Raw genomic sequence first — 17,861 nt, forward strand, 5'->3', positions numbered from 1 at the left:
AAACAACGTCCGCATACAAAAAAGGCTTTGCCATTACAGCAAAGCCTTTTAACAATTCTAACGAGATAGACTAATCTAAATTCGATGAACCTAAATTGGTATTAACCGATGTGCGTTACGCCGCCCATGTATGGTTGAAGTACTGTTGGGATAGCAATACGGCCATCTGCTTCTTGGTTGTTCTCAAGAATAGCAACCATAGTACGACCAACAGCAAGACCAGAACCGTTAAGTGTGTGTACAAGTTCAGGTTTCTTCTCGCCTTTACGACGGAAACGAGCTTGCATACGACGCGCTTGGAAATCCCACATGTTTGAACAAGAAGAAATTTCACGGTATGTCTCTTGTGCTGGAACCCAGACTTCTAAGTCGTAAGTTTTCGCAGAACCGAAGCCCATGTCACCCGTACATAGAATCACTTTACGGTAAGGAAGCTCTAGAAGTTGAAGTACTTTCTCAGCGTGACCTGTTAGCTCTTCAAGCGCTGCCATTGAGTCTTCTGGCTTAGTAATTTGTACTAATTCAACTTTGTCGAATTGGTGCATACGGATAAGACCACGAGTGTCACGACCGTAAGAACCCGCTTCAGAACGGAAACATGGAGTGTGAGCTGTCATCTTAAGTGGCAGTTCAGCTTCATCAGTAATCGTGTCACGAACCATGTTCGTTACCGGTACTTCCGCAGTAGGGATAAGCGATAACGTCTTAAGCGGTACATCACTTACTTGCTCAGTTAGCGGGCTTGTGTGGAACAAGTCTTCGCCGAACTTAGGAAGTTGACCAGTACCGTATAGGCTATCGTGGTTCACTAGGTACGGTACGTACATTTCTGTGTAGCCGTGCTCATCAGTGTGAAGGTCCAGCATGAACTGAGCAATAGCACGGTGTAGACGTGCGAATTTGCCTTTCATCACGATAAAACGAGAACCAGAGATTTTAACTGCGCTAGCAAAATCAAGACCGCCAGACATTTCGCCAAGATCCACGTGATCTTTCACTTCGAAGTCGTAAGTCTTAGGTTGACCCCAACGAGAAACTTCTACGTTGTCGTCTTCATCTTTACCATCTGGCACTTCTGCGTCAGGTAGGTTAGGAATTGACATTGTGATCGTTTCTAGCTCAGATTGAAGCTCAGCCAATGTTACTTTAGCTTGGTCTAGTTCTGCGCCTAAGTTGCCTACTTCTGCAAGGATACGCTCAGCTTCTTCATGGTCGCCTTTTGCTTTCGCTTGACCAATGGACTTCGATCGAGAGTTACGTAACGCTTGTAGCTCTTCAGTTTTCATCTGAAGGGACTTACGTTTTTCTTCAAGTTCACGAATTGTCTCTACATCAAGGGTGAAGCCTCGACGTGCTAATTTTGCCGCTGTTTCATCCAGCTCAGCTCGAAGTAATTTAGAATCCAGCATTGCTAATCCTATGCTTTAGTTATTTGAATATTCAGTAGATTGCTACTGAATCACTGCTAAACCCCTAAAATTGGTGCTATTTCGACCAATTTCTAACGATTTAATTGAATTTTTATGACTAGGTAACGATATCCAAAAAAGACTACTTTTCATAGCGTTTTTGTGGGCTTTTTGCGTCCAAATCCGCCAGATAATCTAGCTTCTCGCCAATTTTGGTCTCTAAGCCTCGTTTTGTTGGGAAATAGTATTGTGTTTCGCCCATTTCAGGCGGCAAATACTTTTCTCCAGCGGCGTAGGCACCTGGTTCATCATGAGCATAACGGTATTCTTGCCCGTAGCCCATGTCCTTCATCAAAGTTGTGGGTGCATTACGTAAATGATGAGGGACTTCATATTCAGGAAGGTTGTGAGCATCTGTTAAGGCTTGCTTCCAAGCGGTGTAAACAGCGTTACTCTTTGGCGCACACGCTAGATAGACAACCGCCTGAGCAATCGCACGCTCCCCTTCTGCTGGGCCAATACGCGTGAAGCAATCCCAAGCCGACATTGCGACCTGCATTGCTCTTGGATCAGCATTACCAATATCTTCAGAAGCAATCGCCAGCAAGCGTCTTACTATATACAAAGGGTCACAACCCGCTGCAATCATTCGCGCCGACCAATACAACGCAGCATCGGGATTAGAGCCACGAATCGACTTGTGAACGGCGGAGATTAGGTCGTACCAAATATCACCCTTGTTATCGAAACGAGCAACCTTCTCACCAGCCACCTCAGCTAACAACTGCAATGTTATCGCTTTCTCGCCTTTGTCGTTGTCTTCCGCCATGTCATACAGCAGCTCTAGATAGTTGAGCGACATACGTGCATCACCGTTGACCAGCTCCGCAAGACGATCTAATACGTTATCAGCAAAATCAGCCGACACATCACCCAAGCCACGCTGTTTATCTTCAATGGCTTGGCGAATGACGAGGGAGATATCCTCAGTATTAAGCGAAGTCAGTTTGTAGACACGCGCACGTGATAACAAAGCGTTGTTTAACTCAAAAGAAGGGTTTTCTGTGGTCGCGCCGATAAACGTAACCGTGCCATCTTCGATATGAGGTAAGAACGCATCTTGCTGACTTTTATTAAAGCGATGGACTTCGTCCACAAATAGAATCGTTCTACGCCCTGCTTGCTTGTTCTCACGCGCTTTTTCAATGGCGATACGAATGTCTTTTACACCCGAAGTCACTGCTGACACGCGCTCGACTTCTGCATTGGCGTAATTAGCTGCCACTTCTGCAAGCGTGGTTTTACCGGTGCCCGGAGGCCCCCATAAAATCATGGAGTGGATATGGCCCGCCTCCAACGCTCTGCGAAGGGGTTTACCTGGACCTAATATATGCTGCTGACCAATATACTGTTCAACAGTTTCAGGTCTCATACGAGCAGCAAGGGGACGAAAATCTTCGTCCCCCGCAAAATCTAAGCTGTAATTACTCAATTGCAATCTCTTGATTCGTTGATGGCATCAATACCTATCGACTTACTACCAAACGATCTGCCAGTTTGGATCAGTTTCTTTGGTCGTCGACCTCGACACCTTCCGGCGCCACAAAAGTAAAGCGGTCAGCAGCAGGTTTACCTAAGTCAACATTGTTAAAGGTAAACTCACCTTTTTGGCCGTCTTGTTCAATCACATTAAAGCCCTGAACAATGCCTTTCTCGGTGATGTTAATCTGGAAATCGCCCTGATTAGAGTCCACAGCCGTTGGCGTTAGCGTAAATTGGTTACCCGTTTGCGCGACGTTGTAGTTGTCCCAATCGCTTTCTTGGTTACGAGTCAGCAATACAAATGGCGTTTGCGATGTGGCTTGTTCTTGCCAGTAAATGCTCACTTGTTCAATGAACGGACTGTAGTACCACAAGCTTTGACCATCAGAGACCAATAGGTTTTCATCAGGGAAAGTCGTTTCCCAACGGAACAAGCTAGGGCGTGCAATCTCTACTGTGCCCTCGCCTTCCATCACAACATCACCGTCAGGGCTGGTGACAACTTGTTTAAAGTCAGCGCTAAAACCTGCATTCAGCGACAAGCGGCTACTCAACTCTTCTTTCGGAGAAGCAAATACTGAGAAGCTCATAAATAAAAGTGCGAATACTTTTTTCATCAATAATCCTGTTAGAACATAAGTCGGTCATGTTTTGGTTTTGACCGACTGAATAGTTATGAGTTCCTATTGGAACTAATCTTTTGGTGGCGCGGGCGCCAAGACTTCTCGGTTACCGTTATGTCCTGGAGCACTGACAATACCTTGAGCTTCTAATTGCTCAACAATTCGTGCGGCACGGTTGTAGCCGATCTTAAATCGACGTTGCACACCAGAAACTGAACCACGACGTGAATGGACAACGTGTTCGACAACTTGATCAAACAGAGGATCGACTTCTTCATCGCCTTCCATTTTCTCACCTGGTAACAGTGTTTCTGGGGTTTGGTCGCCGTTAGTAATCTCTTCAATATAGTTTGGCTTACCGCGTGCTTTCCAGTTATTCACGACCGCATGTACATCATCATCAGATGCAAATGCGCCGTGTACACGAGTTGTGTGGCTTGAACCCGGTGGCAAGTACAACATATCACCCATACCCAATAATGATTCTGCACCACCTTGGTCAAGAATCGTTCGAGAGTCCGTTTTGGTTGATACAGTAAAGGCTACACGTGTCGGGATATTGGCTTTAATAAGACCCGTAATAACATCCACTGACGGGCGCTGAGTCGCTAGGATCAAGTGAACACCCGCCGCACGTGCTTTTTGTGCCAAACGAGCAATCAATTCTTCAACTTTCTTACCCACTACCATGATTAAATCGGCGAATTCATCGACGACAACTACGATGTAAGGCAGTTTTTCCAATAATGGTGCTTCAGGGTCCATGCTGTCGCCCGGTTTCCACAGAGGATCATGAATTGGGTGACCCGCTTCCGCAGCCATCTTCAATTTGTCGTTGTAGCCTTTAATGTTACGAACACCAAGTGCCGACATCAGTTTATAACGACGTTCCATTTCGCCAACACACCAACGAAGGGCGTTAGACGCATCTTTCATGTCGGTAACGACTTCAGACAATAGATGTGGAATACCTTCATAGATAGACAATTCCAACATTTTCGGGTCAATCATGATGAAACGAACGTCTTCAGGCGATGCCTTGTAAAGCATACTCAAGATCATCACGTTCACACCCACCGACTTACCAGAACCGGTGGTACCTGCAACCAGTACGTGTGGCATCTTCGATAAATCAGCAATAACCGCTTCACCTGCAATATCTTGTCCTAGAACAACGGTCGTTGGTGACGTCGCTTCTTGGAACTGAGGGCTACCTACCACATCGGAGAAGAATACGGTTTGACGGCTCATGTTCGGCAATTCCAAACCAACATAAGGTTTACCCGGTATTACCTCTACGACCCGCACTGCCAATGCAGAAAGTGAACGCGCTAAGTCCATAGAAAGACCAGAAATACGGCTCACTTTCACGCCAGGAGCCAGATCGAGTTCGAATCGAGTGATGACAGGGCCAGGGAAGATATCAACCACATCTGCCTTTATCTTGTAGTCCGCTAGCTTCGATTCAACAAGACGAGCAATCGCCTCTAGTGCATCGCGGTCAATAAAGGTTTCACGTTTTTCAGGGTGGAACAACAGCTCAAGTGTTGGCAATGGCTCGGCAGGTTTGGGCAAATTCACATCTTGCTGTACCAAGAACGGGTTTTGTGTCGCCGCCATATTCGCTTGCGCTTCAGATACCAGATTTTGGAATGCTGCTACATCTTGGTCTTGGTGCGCAGACTCATCTTCCGAGACCTCCTCCCATGGAAGATCAACAGCAAGCTCTTCAGTTTGTTCGTTAGCTTGCTCAAACTCCGCATTACCTTGTTGGGCAGCTAAAGGCTCTTGTTGCTCAGTATTAACATCTTCAATCGATACCGGTTGGAACACTGAAGCTTGTTCATCTTGCTCTTCCGCCATATCAAACGGAGATGCTTGCACAGAAGAATCGTCCTCGATTGTTTCTTCTGTTTCATCCACTGGCGAAGCATATAAAGATTCAGGCTGAACGTCTTCTGCACCGAGTTCACCCTCGACTTCAGAGGAACTATCCGTTGCTGTTTCAGCACTATCAAAATCACTATGAGTTGGACTAACTTCTGCTTGTTCGTTTTGCATGTATTGTTGATACGCAACCTGAGATTCATGTGCGTCAACTTGCTCTTGAGCCGCTAGATCATCTTCATACATTGCAGCATTCTCTAGCTGCTCTATCGTTGCATTCAACTGCTTCGAACGCTCAATACCTTCTTCTAATGGTTCTTCTGGCGCTTGGTAAACAGGCGCAGCAGGGATCGGCTCAGGTTCAACTTCAGGTTGACGTTGAATATCAGACACTTCTTGAGCTGAAGCGTCTTGCTTCGCTGGCGCCTCGACAGGCATATGAATATTATAATGGCGCTTCGGTGTTGCTGTATTGTCCAACGACTCTTCAGTCTTATCTGAAGACTCATTGGTCGCTGAGAAGCTCATCGCAGGATCTAGTAGATCATGCTCTTTTGATTCTTTGTTATCTTCTAAAGCAGGAACATCACGGTAACTCGGCTCTTGATGACGTTCTTCGATTAAATCGCGGTCTGCCGATTCTGTTAACTGAGGTTCAAGCAGCTCTTGATCTTGGCCGCGCGCCTTATTAACGGCTGACGTAAAGAATTTGATTGCACACTCGCCTAGCCATTCCACAATACTTAACCAAGAAATGCCCGTTAATAGGGTAAAGCCAGCTCCCCATAAGAAAAGAAGAACCAACGTACTGCCCAGAACGTTCAGCGTTGGAAGTGCAAGACTTGTTAATACATCACCGACTACACCACCAGATGAAAAGTACCAAATATCATCGAAGTTGATATCCGCTAAACCACAGCTAGTAAGAATAAGGACAGTCAGTCCAAGTAAACGAGTACCCCACAGCATGAAATCGATCTGCTCATCTTCATTACGTTTACGGAATAATACCCACGCAGCAACCGTCACCAAGATAGGTAAAGGATAAGCTAAAGAACCAAACACAAAGAAAAGCGTATCCGCCAACCATGCACCTACGTAGCCTCCTGCATTTTGAATATCACCACCCCAAGCCGTTTGCGACCATGATGGGTCAGCAGGGCTAAAAGTTAATAACGCAACGGCAAGTAGAATAGAGAAGAGAACACCTAGAATTAGGCTGCACTCTTTTAGACGTTGAGAACCACTTAAACGAGGAGACTGAGGCTCTTCACTCGTTTTAATGATTGTTTCTACTTTATTACTGCTCTGCTTGAACATAAACCAACTTAATAATTAAACGGGATAAAAACATCTCGAGCGGCAATAGCCGCTCGTTTCAATGAAACTACTGTTGATTTAACCATATCAAACAGGAAAACCCAATTCCAGAAAGCAAGAAAGCGGAACAAATGTCCGCTTTCTTTCATTTCACCAATTGTGATTAACGAGTTTTAATCACAAGTTGATTGGTTTGTTTCACTTCTTCCATTACAACGTAAGTTCGAGTGTCGTTTACGCCTGGTAGACGAAGTAACGTATCACCCAGTAGCTTACGGTAAGCACCCATATCAGATACACGTGTTTTTAGAAGATAGTCAAAATCACCCGACACTAAATGACACTCTTGGATGTCATCCAGTTTCTGCACAGCGGTGTTGAATTGTTCGAACACATCTGGCGCACCACGGTTCAACGTAATTTCAACAAACACTAAAAGTGAAGCATCAAGGTACTGTGGGTTCAGCAATGCTGTGTACCCAGTAATGTAACCTTGACGCTCTAAACGACGAACACGCTCAAGACATGGAGTTGGAGAAAGCCCTACTCGTTTTGAGAGTTCAACGTTTGAGATACGACCGTCTTTTTGCAACTCATTAAGAATGTTGCGGTCAATACGATCTAGTTCCTTGGACGGCTTCTTATAATTGTCTGCCATTTTTTATTCCACCTTATTACTTCCTTGCAAAAAAATATACTACAACTTTTTAATATTCAGTATCAAATTTTACTTAAACATGTCTATACTAGATATTAATTCGACAGAATTACCCTACACATAGATAAAACAACCAAAATAAAATGAGGAGTCAGGATGATCATTGGCGTACCTAAGGAAATCAAGAACCACGAATACCGCGTTGGTATGACCCCAGCTAGCGTGAGAGAACTAATCTCACACGGCCACCAAGTTTTTGTAGAAACCAATGCCGGTAATGGTATCGGTTTTTCAGACGATGATTACATCGCTGTAGGCGCATCCATTCTTCCTACTGCTGCTGACGTTTTCACGAAAGCAGAAATGATTGTAAAGGTTAAAGAACCTCAAGCTGTCGAGCGAGCTATGCTTCGCGAAGGGCAAATATTATTTACCTATTTACACCTTGCACCAGATTTTCCACAAACGGAAGAGCTAATCAAGAGCAAAGCTGTCTGCGTAGCCTATGAGACTGTAACAGATAATATGGGTCGCTTGCCACTATTAGCACCAATGTCTGAAGTCGCTGGTCGCATGTCTATTCAAGCAGGTGCACAAACACTAGAGAAATCTAACGGTGGTTGTGGTCTTCTTCTTGGCGGCGTTCCAGGTGTTGAGCCAGCAAAAGTTGTTGTTGTTGGCGGCGGTGTTGTTGGTGCTAACGCAGCACGTATGGCTGTTGGCCTTCGTGCAGACGTAACCATTCTTGATCGCAACGTAGATACGCTTCGTCGTCTTGATGAAGAATTCCAAGGTCGCGCAAAAGTGGTTTATTCTACTGAAGACGCTATTGAGAAGCATGTTCTAGAAGCAGACCTAGTGATTGGTGCAGTACTAATCCCAGGCGCAGCCGCTCCTAAACTTGTTACAAAAGATCACATCGCTAAGATGAAGCCAGGTTCAGCAGTTGTTGACGTTGCAATCGACCAAGGTGGTTGTTTCGAAACTTCACACGCGACAACTCATGCCGATCCAACTTACATCGTTGATGACGTAGTTCACTACTGTGTTGCTAACATGCCAGGTGCCGTTGCTCGTACTTCTACTTACGCACTAAACAATGCAACACTTCCTTACATTGTTAAGCTAGCGAACAAAGGTTACCGCGAAGCACTTCTATCTGATGAAGGTTTCCTAGAAGGTCTAAACGTAATCCACGGTAAAGTGACTTGTAAAGAAGTTGCAGAAAGCTTTGACCTAGAATACGTAGCGCCTGCAGAAGCAATCGCGATGTTTAACTAATGATGTAATGGCTAACTGAACGCAATAACCTTCTCGTTGAAGCGTTCAGTTAATTCAGACACATTAAACAAAAAGCCAGTACGACATTATGTCGCTGGCTTTTTTGTATTTATCATTTTTTTGTATTTATAACTTTATTTTGCATTCATGATGTTAGATCGTAAAAACACGTACCAGTGCTGTTTACCGCTAGCGCTCGATCTTAACCCCATGAATCAATAGGTTTCTTGGCGTTACACTACGTTCGCAGAACTCTTCAATCGAAGCTTGATAACCTTGTTCTTGCAGATAAATGGCACGATCTAAGGCCAACCATATCTCTAAAGGTCTTCTAAAGACTTGTTGAACTAAACTCAGCTTTTCCATTTCCCAGAAAAGCGCTTCGCCTTGAATTAAATAAGAGTCAAAATCAATATCTGAGCCCAGCGATATATCTTTCACTTCAGATGCCCAGCAACAAAATGATTCAAAGCCTTCGGATAGCTCCGATTTCTTGATGCTTGGTACAGGGATGTACTCGTCGACACCAAGCTCACCCTTAAGTAGTTGGCTAAAGCCTAATCGGTAACTCATTTCTAACTGACGGTGTCTTTTTACTCTTTCACCACCAGTGACGGTTTCTTGAAGCGGGATTCTTAAGTCGCTCTTGCTCAACGTTAATGCTGAGCTTTTCGCAACGGATGACATCGCTTGGTAGCTTTCATCGCGAATAAGGTGGTAGCAACATGGAGAAATGGTGACTGCAGGAAGCCCATGTGAAACAGATTTCTTCACTAATTCAACATGAAGATCACCACAAGCGTGAAGAGCAACAGCATGTTGATTTGAGTTAAACACCCGATCTGCATCTTTTGAAAACGCGTCACCTTGAACAAAGTCCATCTCTAGTTTCTGGTCATCGGCAATCTTTTGTCCGCTTTCACACAACGATTGTTGCCACTCAAAGCTAGTGACCTTTTGATCTGATTGCTGAGATAAGATTCGACCGAGAAAGCCTTTGCCAGAACACCATTCAAGCCACTCTTTACTATGATGCTCTTTTAATGAAGCCTCTCCCATCGCGACGATTTGTTGCAGCTTTCTGCCGGGGATACCATCGGCAGTACCGCGCGGAAGATCAAGCCCAACTAAAGCCGAATTATCAAACTGGATGTGTTGATTGGCATTCTCTAACTCTGGGAGAAAACTCATAAGTTCCGAAATCAGAACTTGAGGCTGTTCTTTTAGCGTTTGAATGCGTTCAATACTCAAGCCATCTAACCAATCGACAAGTGGAAGGTTCACGTCTGTCCATGGCTGATCGTGAGTTTGGCATAGGTGAAAAGGTTCTGAACGCCAGTAAATTTGGTGCTCTAGCAAAAATGAATCGAGTATTTTGAATCGTGAATGCATGCTTCCCCCTATGATGCGAGGATTGTAGGGGTAAGAGGCCAAAATGGAAAGGAAGGTTACAAATTGAGGCTATATAAAGACAACCTACCAGCAAGCAAACCACAAATGAGCTTAAATGAAAACGGCCTTTAAACAGGCCGAATTAGGAATCTAGGTAAAACTATGCCCCTTAGCGAACGGGTAAGTCGATGTCTTTAAACATCTCTTCGATCTCTTCATTCGATTTCAAAGAAATAGCTTGCTCAACTACTGGGCGAGTTAAGTGCGGTGCAAAACGCTCCATGAAATCGAACATGTAAGAACGTAAGAAAGTACCCTTTCTAAAGCCAATGCTTGTGGTGCTAGCACCAAATAGATGGCTCGCGTCAATAGCAACCAAGTCTGTATCTTGCTCGTGGTCAATCGCCATGCTTGCAATTACACCCACCCCGATTCCCATCCGAACATAAGTTTTAATCACATCAGCATCCGTCGCGGTAAACACAACACGCGGTGTTAAGCCTACTTTGTTAAATGCTGTATCCAGCTCGGAACGGCCAGTAAAACCAAATACATAAGTCACGAGAGAATAAGCGGCAAGATCTTCAATCGAGATATTTCGTTTCTGTGCAAGAGGGTGATCTTTCGTTACCACGATCGAACGGTTCCAATGATAACAAGGCAGCATAATTGCATCTTGATAAAGGTGTAGCGCTTCCGTTGCAATCGCAAAGTTCGCTGTACCCTTAGCTACCGCTTCTGACATCTGGCTTGGCGTGCCTTGATGCATGTGAAGCGACACTTTTGGATAACGCGCCGTGAAACCTTTAATCACATCAGGGAGTGCATAACGAGCTTGAGTATGAGTGGTTGAAATATTCAATGTGCCCATCTCAGGATGAGTGTGCTCACCCGCAACCGCTTTAATACTCTCAACACGAGCCAAAATCTCTTGAGAGATACGAATAATATCCTCACCGGCTTGTGTAACCTGAGTTAAATGCTTACCGCTACGCTCAAATATTTGAATGCCTAGCTCATCTTCAAGTAATCTAACCTGTTTACTTATGCCGGGCTGAGATGTGTACAAACTCTCTGCTGTCGCTGAAACATTTAGGTTATGGTTTAGAACCTCAACAATATACTTCAGTTGCTGTAACTTCATATCTAACCTCGTAATCCTTTACTCATTTCTGCGCTAACTTATTTGCAAATAGAGCGTTATAGTCTCGTGTAATATAATTAATAGTTATAACGCTTCGAGAACTAAAATGACAGAAATATCGAGCTTTTAAAGCGTAACAAATAAAAATATCACTGACGCTTTGTAAGCCACTCCTCATTCTCACACATTAGTTAGTAAATTTTGATTGCCGATTGCGCTCAACAAGAGATAATCAAAAATTGTAATTTACAAGTGCCTATACACAATGGAATCGTGTATCCTCTCTAGTTAGCTATAGAAAACAATAAGCAGACACAAATATATGAATATTGGTTTAATAATCGCCTTGGTAGCCGTGCTTTTGGTGTTGGTTTTAGGCTACAACATCATGCTTCAATACAAAGTTAAGGTAGAAACAACGAAGAAACAGGAAGCTTCTCGTTATCTAACCATTATAGATGGAACAGAAGAGTTAATTGGCAATGCTCACCACATGCCGTTTAGCCAAGATCTTCTTATATGCTTAAACAATCGAATTCTTGATGCATTAGTTAATATGTATGAGCTCGATCCTAAAAATAAGCAGCTTGCCCAACGCATCGAAAGCGTAAAGCAACAAATCACTCAGCTTAAAGAGAACCACCAAGTGGGCGAAAGCACCGCTTTTCGCATGCCTAGTAGTGACAAACAAGCAATCATGATGCTTAAGCTAGTTAAACGCTTGCGTGACACGGTTCGTAACGAGCACAATAAAGGACGTTTTAATACTCAAGCTTTTGTGGTTGAAAACGCTCGCTTAGAAACAATCCAAATTCGCATCAACATCGAGAATGTTATCAAACGTGCAAATGACTCGATATCTCGTGGACAGCCTGGCACAGCGATTCAACTGTTGCGCAAAGGCATCGATGCATTAGCCACTAAAAACGACGCATACTCCAATCAAGCGAAAGACAAGCTACAACAGATGCTTGACGATCTTGATCAGAAGCGCCTAAATAAAAACGCAGAAGATTTACAGCAGATGGAATCGAAAGAGCGTGAAGATGACATGGATGCTCTATTCGGTCAGAAGAAAAAATGGTAACGCTCTAACTCAACACTTAAAGGCCGCTCTATTTAAATTAGCGGCCTTTTTTGTACCTGTGGAATTTCCTTTCTCCGTATAGGGGGATCTCTTAAGCTGTGATAAAATCCCGCATTATCAACAAACTTGCCCTTACCATGTATCAAGAATTATTAGCCCCTATACACTCTTTTCTTAAAGCTGAAACGCCAGATTCATGGATAGATGAAGCCAAGAAGCCTGAAAACCTTCATATCATTCTACGCGATCACATGCTTTGTGAACTTAAAGCAGCTCAAAGTGCTTTGTTCCTTATCCGTAAATATGCGGTAGATAAAGAAAGCGCGAAGCAACTGAATGAGTGGATTTTGCCCTACGAGCAATTTGCTTACCGTCGTATTGGAGACTTGGAGTCTCTACGTGGTAAAAGTAATGTATCAAAGCAAATTACAGCGAAAGAAGGCTGTAATTACGGTGCTGACTTGATTGATAAAATGGTATTACTGATCAAAGAAGAGTTGCATCACTTCTACCAAGTGATGGAATTGATGGTAAAAAAAGGCGTGACTTATCAACCGATCGAGGCGGGCCGCTACGCTAAGGGTTTAATCAAGCAAGTTAAAACTTACGAGCCTGATGCTCTGGTTGATAAGCTTATTATTGGTGCATTTATTGAAGCTCGCTCTTGTGAACGCTTTGCTAAACTGGCTCCTTTCTTAGAAGAAGACATGGAAAAGTTTTACGTATCTCTACTTCGTTCAGAAGCTCGTCACTATCAAGACTATCTTGAACTCGCGGAACAAATCGCAGGGAAAGATATCTCTGAGCGTATTGCTCATTTTGCGCAAGTTGAAGCAGAACTTATCACTTCAGAAGACAGCGACTTTAAGTTTCATAGTGGCGCTCCGGTTTAAGCCGTTCAGAACAAGTCTACTCCAGACCAATTCTGTATTTAGTACACCTATAAGAAGGCCAGCAAATTGCTGGCCTTCTTTATTGGAATTACGACTTAATGATAAGCTTAAGCTAGCGTGCCGTTGATTTCAGCAAGTACTGCTGCAGGGTCCGCTGCTTGAGTAATTGGACGACCGATAACTAAGTAGTCTGAGCCGGCTTGAATCGCCTTAGAAGGGGTCATGATACGCTTCTGGTCACCAACATCAGCGCCTACAGGACGAATACCTGGAGTAACTAGCTTGAACTCCTGACCAAGTGCACCTTTGAGCAAAGAAGCCTCTTGTGCGGAACATACAACACCGTCTAGGCCTGAGTTTTTAGTCAAAGACGCTAAGCGCATCACTTGTTGCTGTGGCTCTAGATCCAGACCGATACCCGCTAAGTCAGATTGCTCCATACTGGTTAGTACCGTCACACCGATTAACAATGGACGATCTTTACCATATGGTTCCAAAATTTCACGAGAAGCCGTCATCATACGCTCGCCACCGCTCGCGTGTACGTTCACCATCCATACGCCCATCTCAGCGGCAGCACGTACCGCTTTTGAACATGTGTTCGGGATATCGTGGAACTTAAGGTCCAAAAACACAGAGAAACCACGTTTATGTAATTCACGAACAAATTCAGGGCCAAATAGAGTAAACATCTCTTTGCCAACTTTTAGGCGGCAAGATGCTGGGTCAATACGATCGACAAAGGCTAACGCATCCGCTTGGTTATCATAATCCAATGCTACAATGATTTTTTGGTCGTTCATTTCATCTCCTAACGCAGTTAACTTTCTACAAAATATTTATACCAATCAGGCCATAAATAACAGTCATAAAAATGCAGCCCGAAAGCTGCAATTAATAATTTGGTCTTAAAATGACCACAAATCTATTCACCATCAAGCCCACGAATAGGCTTGATCGTTCCCCACCCCTTACATGAAGGGCAGTGCCAATACATTGAGTGAGTTGAGAAACCACACTGACGGCATCGGTAATGAGGCTTAACCTTGAGTTGTTCACCAACCATAGATTGAAGCGTCGTCAAGCTGTCTTTGGCTCTACCTTCTTCCGCTTCCTCTAGGTGATAATCAATTAATCGATAAAAACCTTTCATGGTTGGATTTTTAACAAGCTGCTTTGTCAGTAGCTCTTGAGCAGAGCCAACATCTTCATGGTCGGCAACGAGTTGAGCCAGCATCAACTCAGCGGAAACACCGGCTTTCTTCTGAATACACGCTTTAAGGAACTCGACCAACTGCGCTTCTTGTCCAAGTTTGTGGTAACACTCAGCAAGCGTTGGCAAGACTTCACTAATGAAGTCGATATCTTGCTCGAGAACTGACTCTAAATAAGTAATTGTCTTGTGATAATCTTCATTGGCTAAATGGAATTTTCCTAAAGCAATACTGGCTCGAACACATTTAGAGTCTTCTGAAAGGGCCTTCTTGAAGTGCTGAAGCGCTTTAGGGCGGTTGCCGTCGGCTTGTTCTTGCATCGCAAGCTCACACCAGAAGTGTGCAACCATCGCACGCGTCTTCATTTTCTTCTTGCTCAGCTTAACTAAGATATTCCCGTAATGAATCGCTTTATTCCACTCACGCGTTTGCTGATAAATAGCAACCAACTGCTGTAAAGCGCCTTCTTTATGATCAGGCTCTTCTACAAGCTGTTCAAAAATTTTCTCTGCGCGATCAAGAAAGCCTGAGACCGTATAGTCTTTAGCTAATTGTTGCAATGCGAGGTTTTTTTGATCGAGGGTAAGCCCAGACCGAGAGATAAGATTTTGGTGAATACGAATAGCGCGGTCGACTTCGCCTCTTGAGCGGAACAAGTTGCCCAAAGCCAAGTGAGTATCGATGGTTTCACTGTCTACTTGAAGTAACTCAATGAAGTGATCAACCGCTTTGTCAGATTGGTCTGACAGTAATAGGTTCAAACCCGTCACGTATTGGCGGGAGATCTGGTGTGATTGCTTTTGTTTTTCTTGCTGAGCATTACGATTACCCATATACCAACCATAAGCGGCTGCGATGGGCAAAAGTAAGAACAGTAACTCTAACATCAAATATGGCCTTTAAGCTTTAGTTTCAGCAGCGACCTGCTTTGATTGCTTATTGAGTTGCTTCTTCAAGCGATGAATTTTTAGTTGAGATCGCATGTGCATATTTCCAAAGACTAACCAAGCAAGAGCAAAACCTGAAACGAATACAACACCTAGCAAGCTTGACAGGTGGAAGTCGCCTTGCGCTAGCAAATAATTGAAATTCACGATTGTTTGGTTTTGAGAGCCTAAAGCCAGTGCCATTAGGAAAAGTGCGATAACAGCGACTATTTTTATAATTTTCATAGTTCATCACTCATTGATTAGTTAGCTGTACGATTATGCAGGAAAATTACTAATCAGACCACCATATTATGGTCATAAAAAAGCGGCATACATTATAGTATGCCGCTTTTCTTAATTCCGATAAGTAGCCTACAACCCTGAGTTTACTCGTTCGCGTAGCTCTTTACCTGGTTTGAAGTGAGGAACGTATTTACCTTCCAACTCAACCTTGTCACCAGTTTTAGGATTACGTCCAACACGAGGTTCACGGTAATGCAGAGAAAAGCTGCCAAAGCCGCGAATTTCGATTCGATCACCACTTTCTAGTGTTGAAGCCATGTGCTCTAAAATGTCTTTTACAGCGTCTTCAATTTCTTTTGCAGAAAGATGCGTTTGCTCAGCGCACAGTCTTTCAATCAATTCAGACTTAGTCATAGTTACCCTCGTTGGTTTTCTTTTTAGAAATTATAGACCTATAGGAAAAATAAGCAAAAAAAAAGGAGCCTTACGGCTCCTTTCTTGGCTAGATAGCTATAATTCTCTTAATGAGAAGCTATTATTCGCCTTTAGCAGCTTTGAATGCGTCTGCCATTGCGTTACCGAACGCGCCTTCATCAGACTTGTTCAGTGAAGCCATTGCTTCTTGCTCATCAGCTTCATCTTTAGCTTTGATAGATAGGTTGATTACGCGGTTCTTACGGTCTACACCAGTGAACTTCGCTTCAACGCTGTCGCCAACGCTTAGGATTAGAGATGCATCTTCGATACGGTCACGAGAAACTTCAGAAGCACGTAGGTAGCCTTCAACGCCTTCGATTAGCTCGATAGTAGCGCCTTTAGCGTCAACTGCAGTTACAGTACCGTTTACAAGAACACCTTTCTTGTTGTCAGCAACGTATGCGTTGAACGGGTCGTTTTCCATTTGCTTAACGCCAAGAGAAATACGCTCACGCTCTGCATCTACTGCTAGAACAACAGCAGAGATTTCGTCGCCTTTCTTGTATTCACGTACAGCTTCTTCGCCGGCAGCGTTCCAAGAAATGTCAGATAGGTGTACAAGACCGTCGATACCGCCTTCTAGACCGATGAAGATACCAAAGTCAGTGATAGACTTGATCTTACCAGTAACTTTGTCGCCCTTAGCTTGCATTTCTGCAAATGACTGCCATGGGTTAGCTTTACACTGTTTCAGACCTAGAGAGATACGACGACGTTCTTCGTCGATATCAAGAACCATAACCTCAACTTCGTCGCCAACATTAACAACTTTAGAAGGGTGGATGTTCTTGTTAGTCCAATCCATTTCAGAAACGTGTACTAGACCTTCAACGCCTTCTTCGATTTCAACGAAGCAGCCGTAGTCAGTTAGGTTTGTAACACGACCAGAAAGCTTGTGACCTTCTGGGTAACGCTTAGCGATTGCTACCCATGGATCTTCGCCTAGTTGCTTAAGACCTAGTGAAACACGAGTGCGCTCACGATCGAACTTAAGAACTTTAACTAGGATTTCGTCACCAACGTTAACGATCTCTGATGGGTGCTTAACGCGCTTCCAAGCCATATCTGTGATATGTAGAAGACCGTCAACACCGCCAAGATCAACGAATGCACCGTAGTCAGTAAGGTTCTTAACGATACCTTTAACTTCAGTACCTTCTTGTAGAGTTTCAAGAAGTTCGTCACGCTCAACACTGTTTTCAGATTCGATAACAGCACGACGAGAAACAACAACGTTGTTACGCTTCTGGTCTAGCTTGATTACTTTGAACTCTAGCTCTTTGTTTTCTAGGTGAGCAGTGTCACGGATAGGACGCACGTCTACTAGAGAACCTGGAAGGAAAGCACGGATACCGTTAAGTTCAACAGTGAAACCGCCTTTAACTTTACCGTTGATGATACCAACAACAGTTTCAGCTTCTTCACAAGCTTTCTCAAGTACGATCCAAGCTTCGTGACGCTTAGCTTTCTCACGAGAAAGTTGAGTTTCACCGAAACCATCTTCAACAGCGTCTAGAGCTACGTCTACTTCAGCACCAACTTCAACTTCAAGTTCGCCAGCAGCGTTCTTGAATTGTTCAGCAGGGATAGCAGATTCAGACTTAAGACCAGCGTCTACAAGAACGTAACCGTTCTCGATAGCTACTACAGTACCTTTAACGATGCTGCCTTGTTGGAATTCAGTTTCAGATAGAAACTCTTCAAAGAGTTGAGCAAAAGATTCAGTCATTATTTAATCTTCAATAATTAAACGTCCATGGGT

15 protein-coding genes are annotated in these 17,861 nt (G+C 43.9%); 3 read left to right on the forward strand and 12 right to left on the reverse strand.

What is annotated here, in order from left to right:
• Positions 1-101: 101 nt before the first annotated feature.
• From serS to lrp, 5 genes are all read right to left on the reverse strand, one after another.
• Positions 102-1,409 (reverse strand): serine--tRNA ligase, encoded by a 1,308-nt coding sequence (gene serS, locus AB6D80_RS01760; protein ID WP_004734554.1) that lies wholly within the window; start codon positions 1,407-1,409, stop codon positions 102-104.
• Positions 1,410-1,551: 142 nt separating this feature from the next.
• On the reverse strand, positions 1,552-2,907 hold the full coding sequence (locus AB6D80_RS01765; protein ID WP_017098146.1) for a replication-associated recombination protein A: 1,356 nt from the start codon (positions 2,905-2,907) through the stop codon (positions 1,552-1,554).
• Between the two features lie 64 nt (positions 2,908-2,971).
• The gene (gene lolA, locus AB6D80_RS01770) at positions 2,972-3,568 is read right to left on the reverse strand and encodes an outer membrane lipoprotein chaperone LolA (RefSeq protein WP_029222615.1); all 597 of its coding nucleotides are present in this window, start codon (positions 3,566-3,568) and stop codon (positions 2,972-2,974) included.
• 75 nt (positions 3,569-3,643) lie between these two features.
• On the reverse strand, positions 3,644-6,781 hold the full coding sequence (locus AB6D80_RS01775) for a DNA translocase FtsK 4TM domain-containing protein (protein WP_372187633.1): 3,138 nt from the start codon (positions 6,779-6,781) through the stop codon (positions 3,644-3,646).
• A 163-nt stretch (positions 6,782-6,944) separates the two neighbouring features.
• Positions 6,945-7,439 carry a leucine-responsive transcriptional regulator Lrp gene (gene lrp / locus AB6D80_RS01780; RefSeq protein WP_004734558.1) on the reverse strand — a complete coding sequence of 165 codons (495 nt, stop codon included), beginning with the start codon at positions 7,437-7,439 and terminating at the stop codon, positions 6,945-6,947.
• 156 nt (positions 7,440-7,595) lie between these two features.
• Here lrp and ald point away from each other — a divergent pair, with 156 nt between their 5' ends.
• On the forward strand, positions 7,596-8,720 hold the full coding sequence (gene ald / locus AB6D80_RS01785) for an alanine dehydrogenase (RefSeq protein WP_371700931.1): 1,125 nt from the start codon (positions 7,596-7,598) through the stop codon (positions 8,718-8,720).
• A 189-nt stretch (positions 8,721-8,909) separates the two neighbouring features.
• On the opposite strand, the gene AB6D80_RS01790 is transcribed toward ald, so the two are convergent.
• Together AB6D80_RS01790 and cysB are read right to left on the reverse strand one after the other, a co-directional pair.
• Entirely contained in the window at positions 8,910-10,112 is a 1,203-nt protein-coding gene (locus AB6D80_RS01790; protein ID WP_371700933.1) for a methyltransferase, read from the reverse strand.
• 169 nt (positions 10,113-10,281) lie between these two features.
• Complete coding sequence (gene cysB / locus AB6D80_RS01795; protein ID WP_009848858.1) at positions 10,282-11,256, reverse strand: HTH-type transcriptional regulator CysB; 975 nt, start codon at positions 11,254-11,256, stop codon at positions 10,282-10,284.
• Between the two features lie 322 nt (positions 11,257-11,578).
• Between cysB and AB6D80_RS01800 the strand changes: the two genes are divergently transcribed.
• Together AB6D80_RS01800 and miaE are read left to right on the forward strand one after the other, a co-directional pair.
• Positions 11,579-12,343, forward strand: a complete 765-nt coding sequence (locus tag AB6D80_RS01800) for a DNA repair protein (RefSeq protein ID WP_371700935.1) — start codon at positions 11,579-11,581, stop codon at positions 12,341-12,343.
• A gap of 98 nt (positions 12,344-12,441) precedes the next feature.
• Positions 12,442-13,236 (forward strand): tRNA isopentenyl-2-thiomethyl-A-37 hydroxylase MiaE, encoded by a 795-nt coding sequence (gene miaE / locus AB6D80_RS01805; protein WP_012604394.1) that lies wholly within the window; start codon positions 12,442-12,444, stop codon positions 13,234-13,236.
• Between the two features lie 107 nt (positions 13,237-13,343).
• On the opposite strand, the gene pyrF is transcribed toward miaE, so the two are convergent.
• From pyrF to rpsA, 5 genes are all read right to left on the reverse strand, one after another.
• A complete protein-coding gene (pyrF, locus tag AB6D80_RS01810; protein WP_017089172.1) occupies positions 13,344-14,039 on the reverse strand; it encodes an orotidine-5'-phosphate decarboxylase in 696 nt (231 codons plus the stop codon).
• A gap of 122 nt (positions 14,040-14,161) precedes the next feature.
• Positions 14,162-15,337, reverse strand: coding sequence for a lipopolysaccharide assembly protein LapB (gene lapB / locus AB6D80_RS01815; protein WP_371700937.1), 1,176 nt, complete (start codon positions 15,335-15,337; stop codon positions 14,162-14,164).
• Between the two features lie 12 nt (positions 15,338-15,349).
• Entirely contained in the window at positions 15,350-15,622 is a 273-nt protein-coding gene (locus AB6D80_RS01820; RefSeq protein ID WP_012604397.1) for a LapA family protein, read from the reverse strand.
• A gap of 129 nt (positions 15,623-15,751) precedes the next feature.
• Positions 15,752-16,036, reverse strand: coding sequence for an integration host factor subunit beta (gene ihfB, locus AB6D80_RS01825; protein WP_010439923.1), 285 nt, complete (start codon positions 16,034-16,036; stop codon positions 15,752-15,754).
• A gap of 121 nt (positions 16,037-16,157) precedes the next feature.
• On the reverse strand, positions 16,158-17,828 hold the full coding sequence (gene rpsA / locus AB6D80_RS01830; RefSeq protein ID WP_012604398.1) for a 30S ribosomal protein S1: 1,671 nt from the start codon (positions 17,826-17,828) through the stop codon (positions 16,158-16,160).
• Positions 17,829-17,861: the final 33 nt, after the last annotated feature.

Origin of the sequence: Vibrio sp. 10N.247.310.17, assembly GCF_041466605.1 — a bacterium.
Taxonomy (GTDB): Bacteria; Pseudomonadota; Gammaproteobacteria; order Enterobacterales; family Vibrionaceae; genus Vibrio; species Vibrio tasmaniensis_A.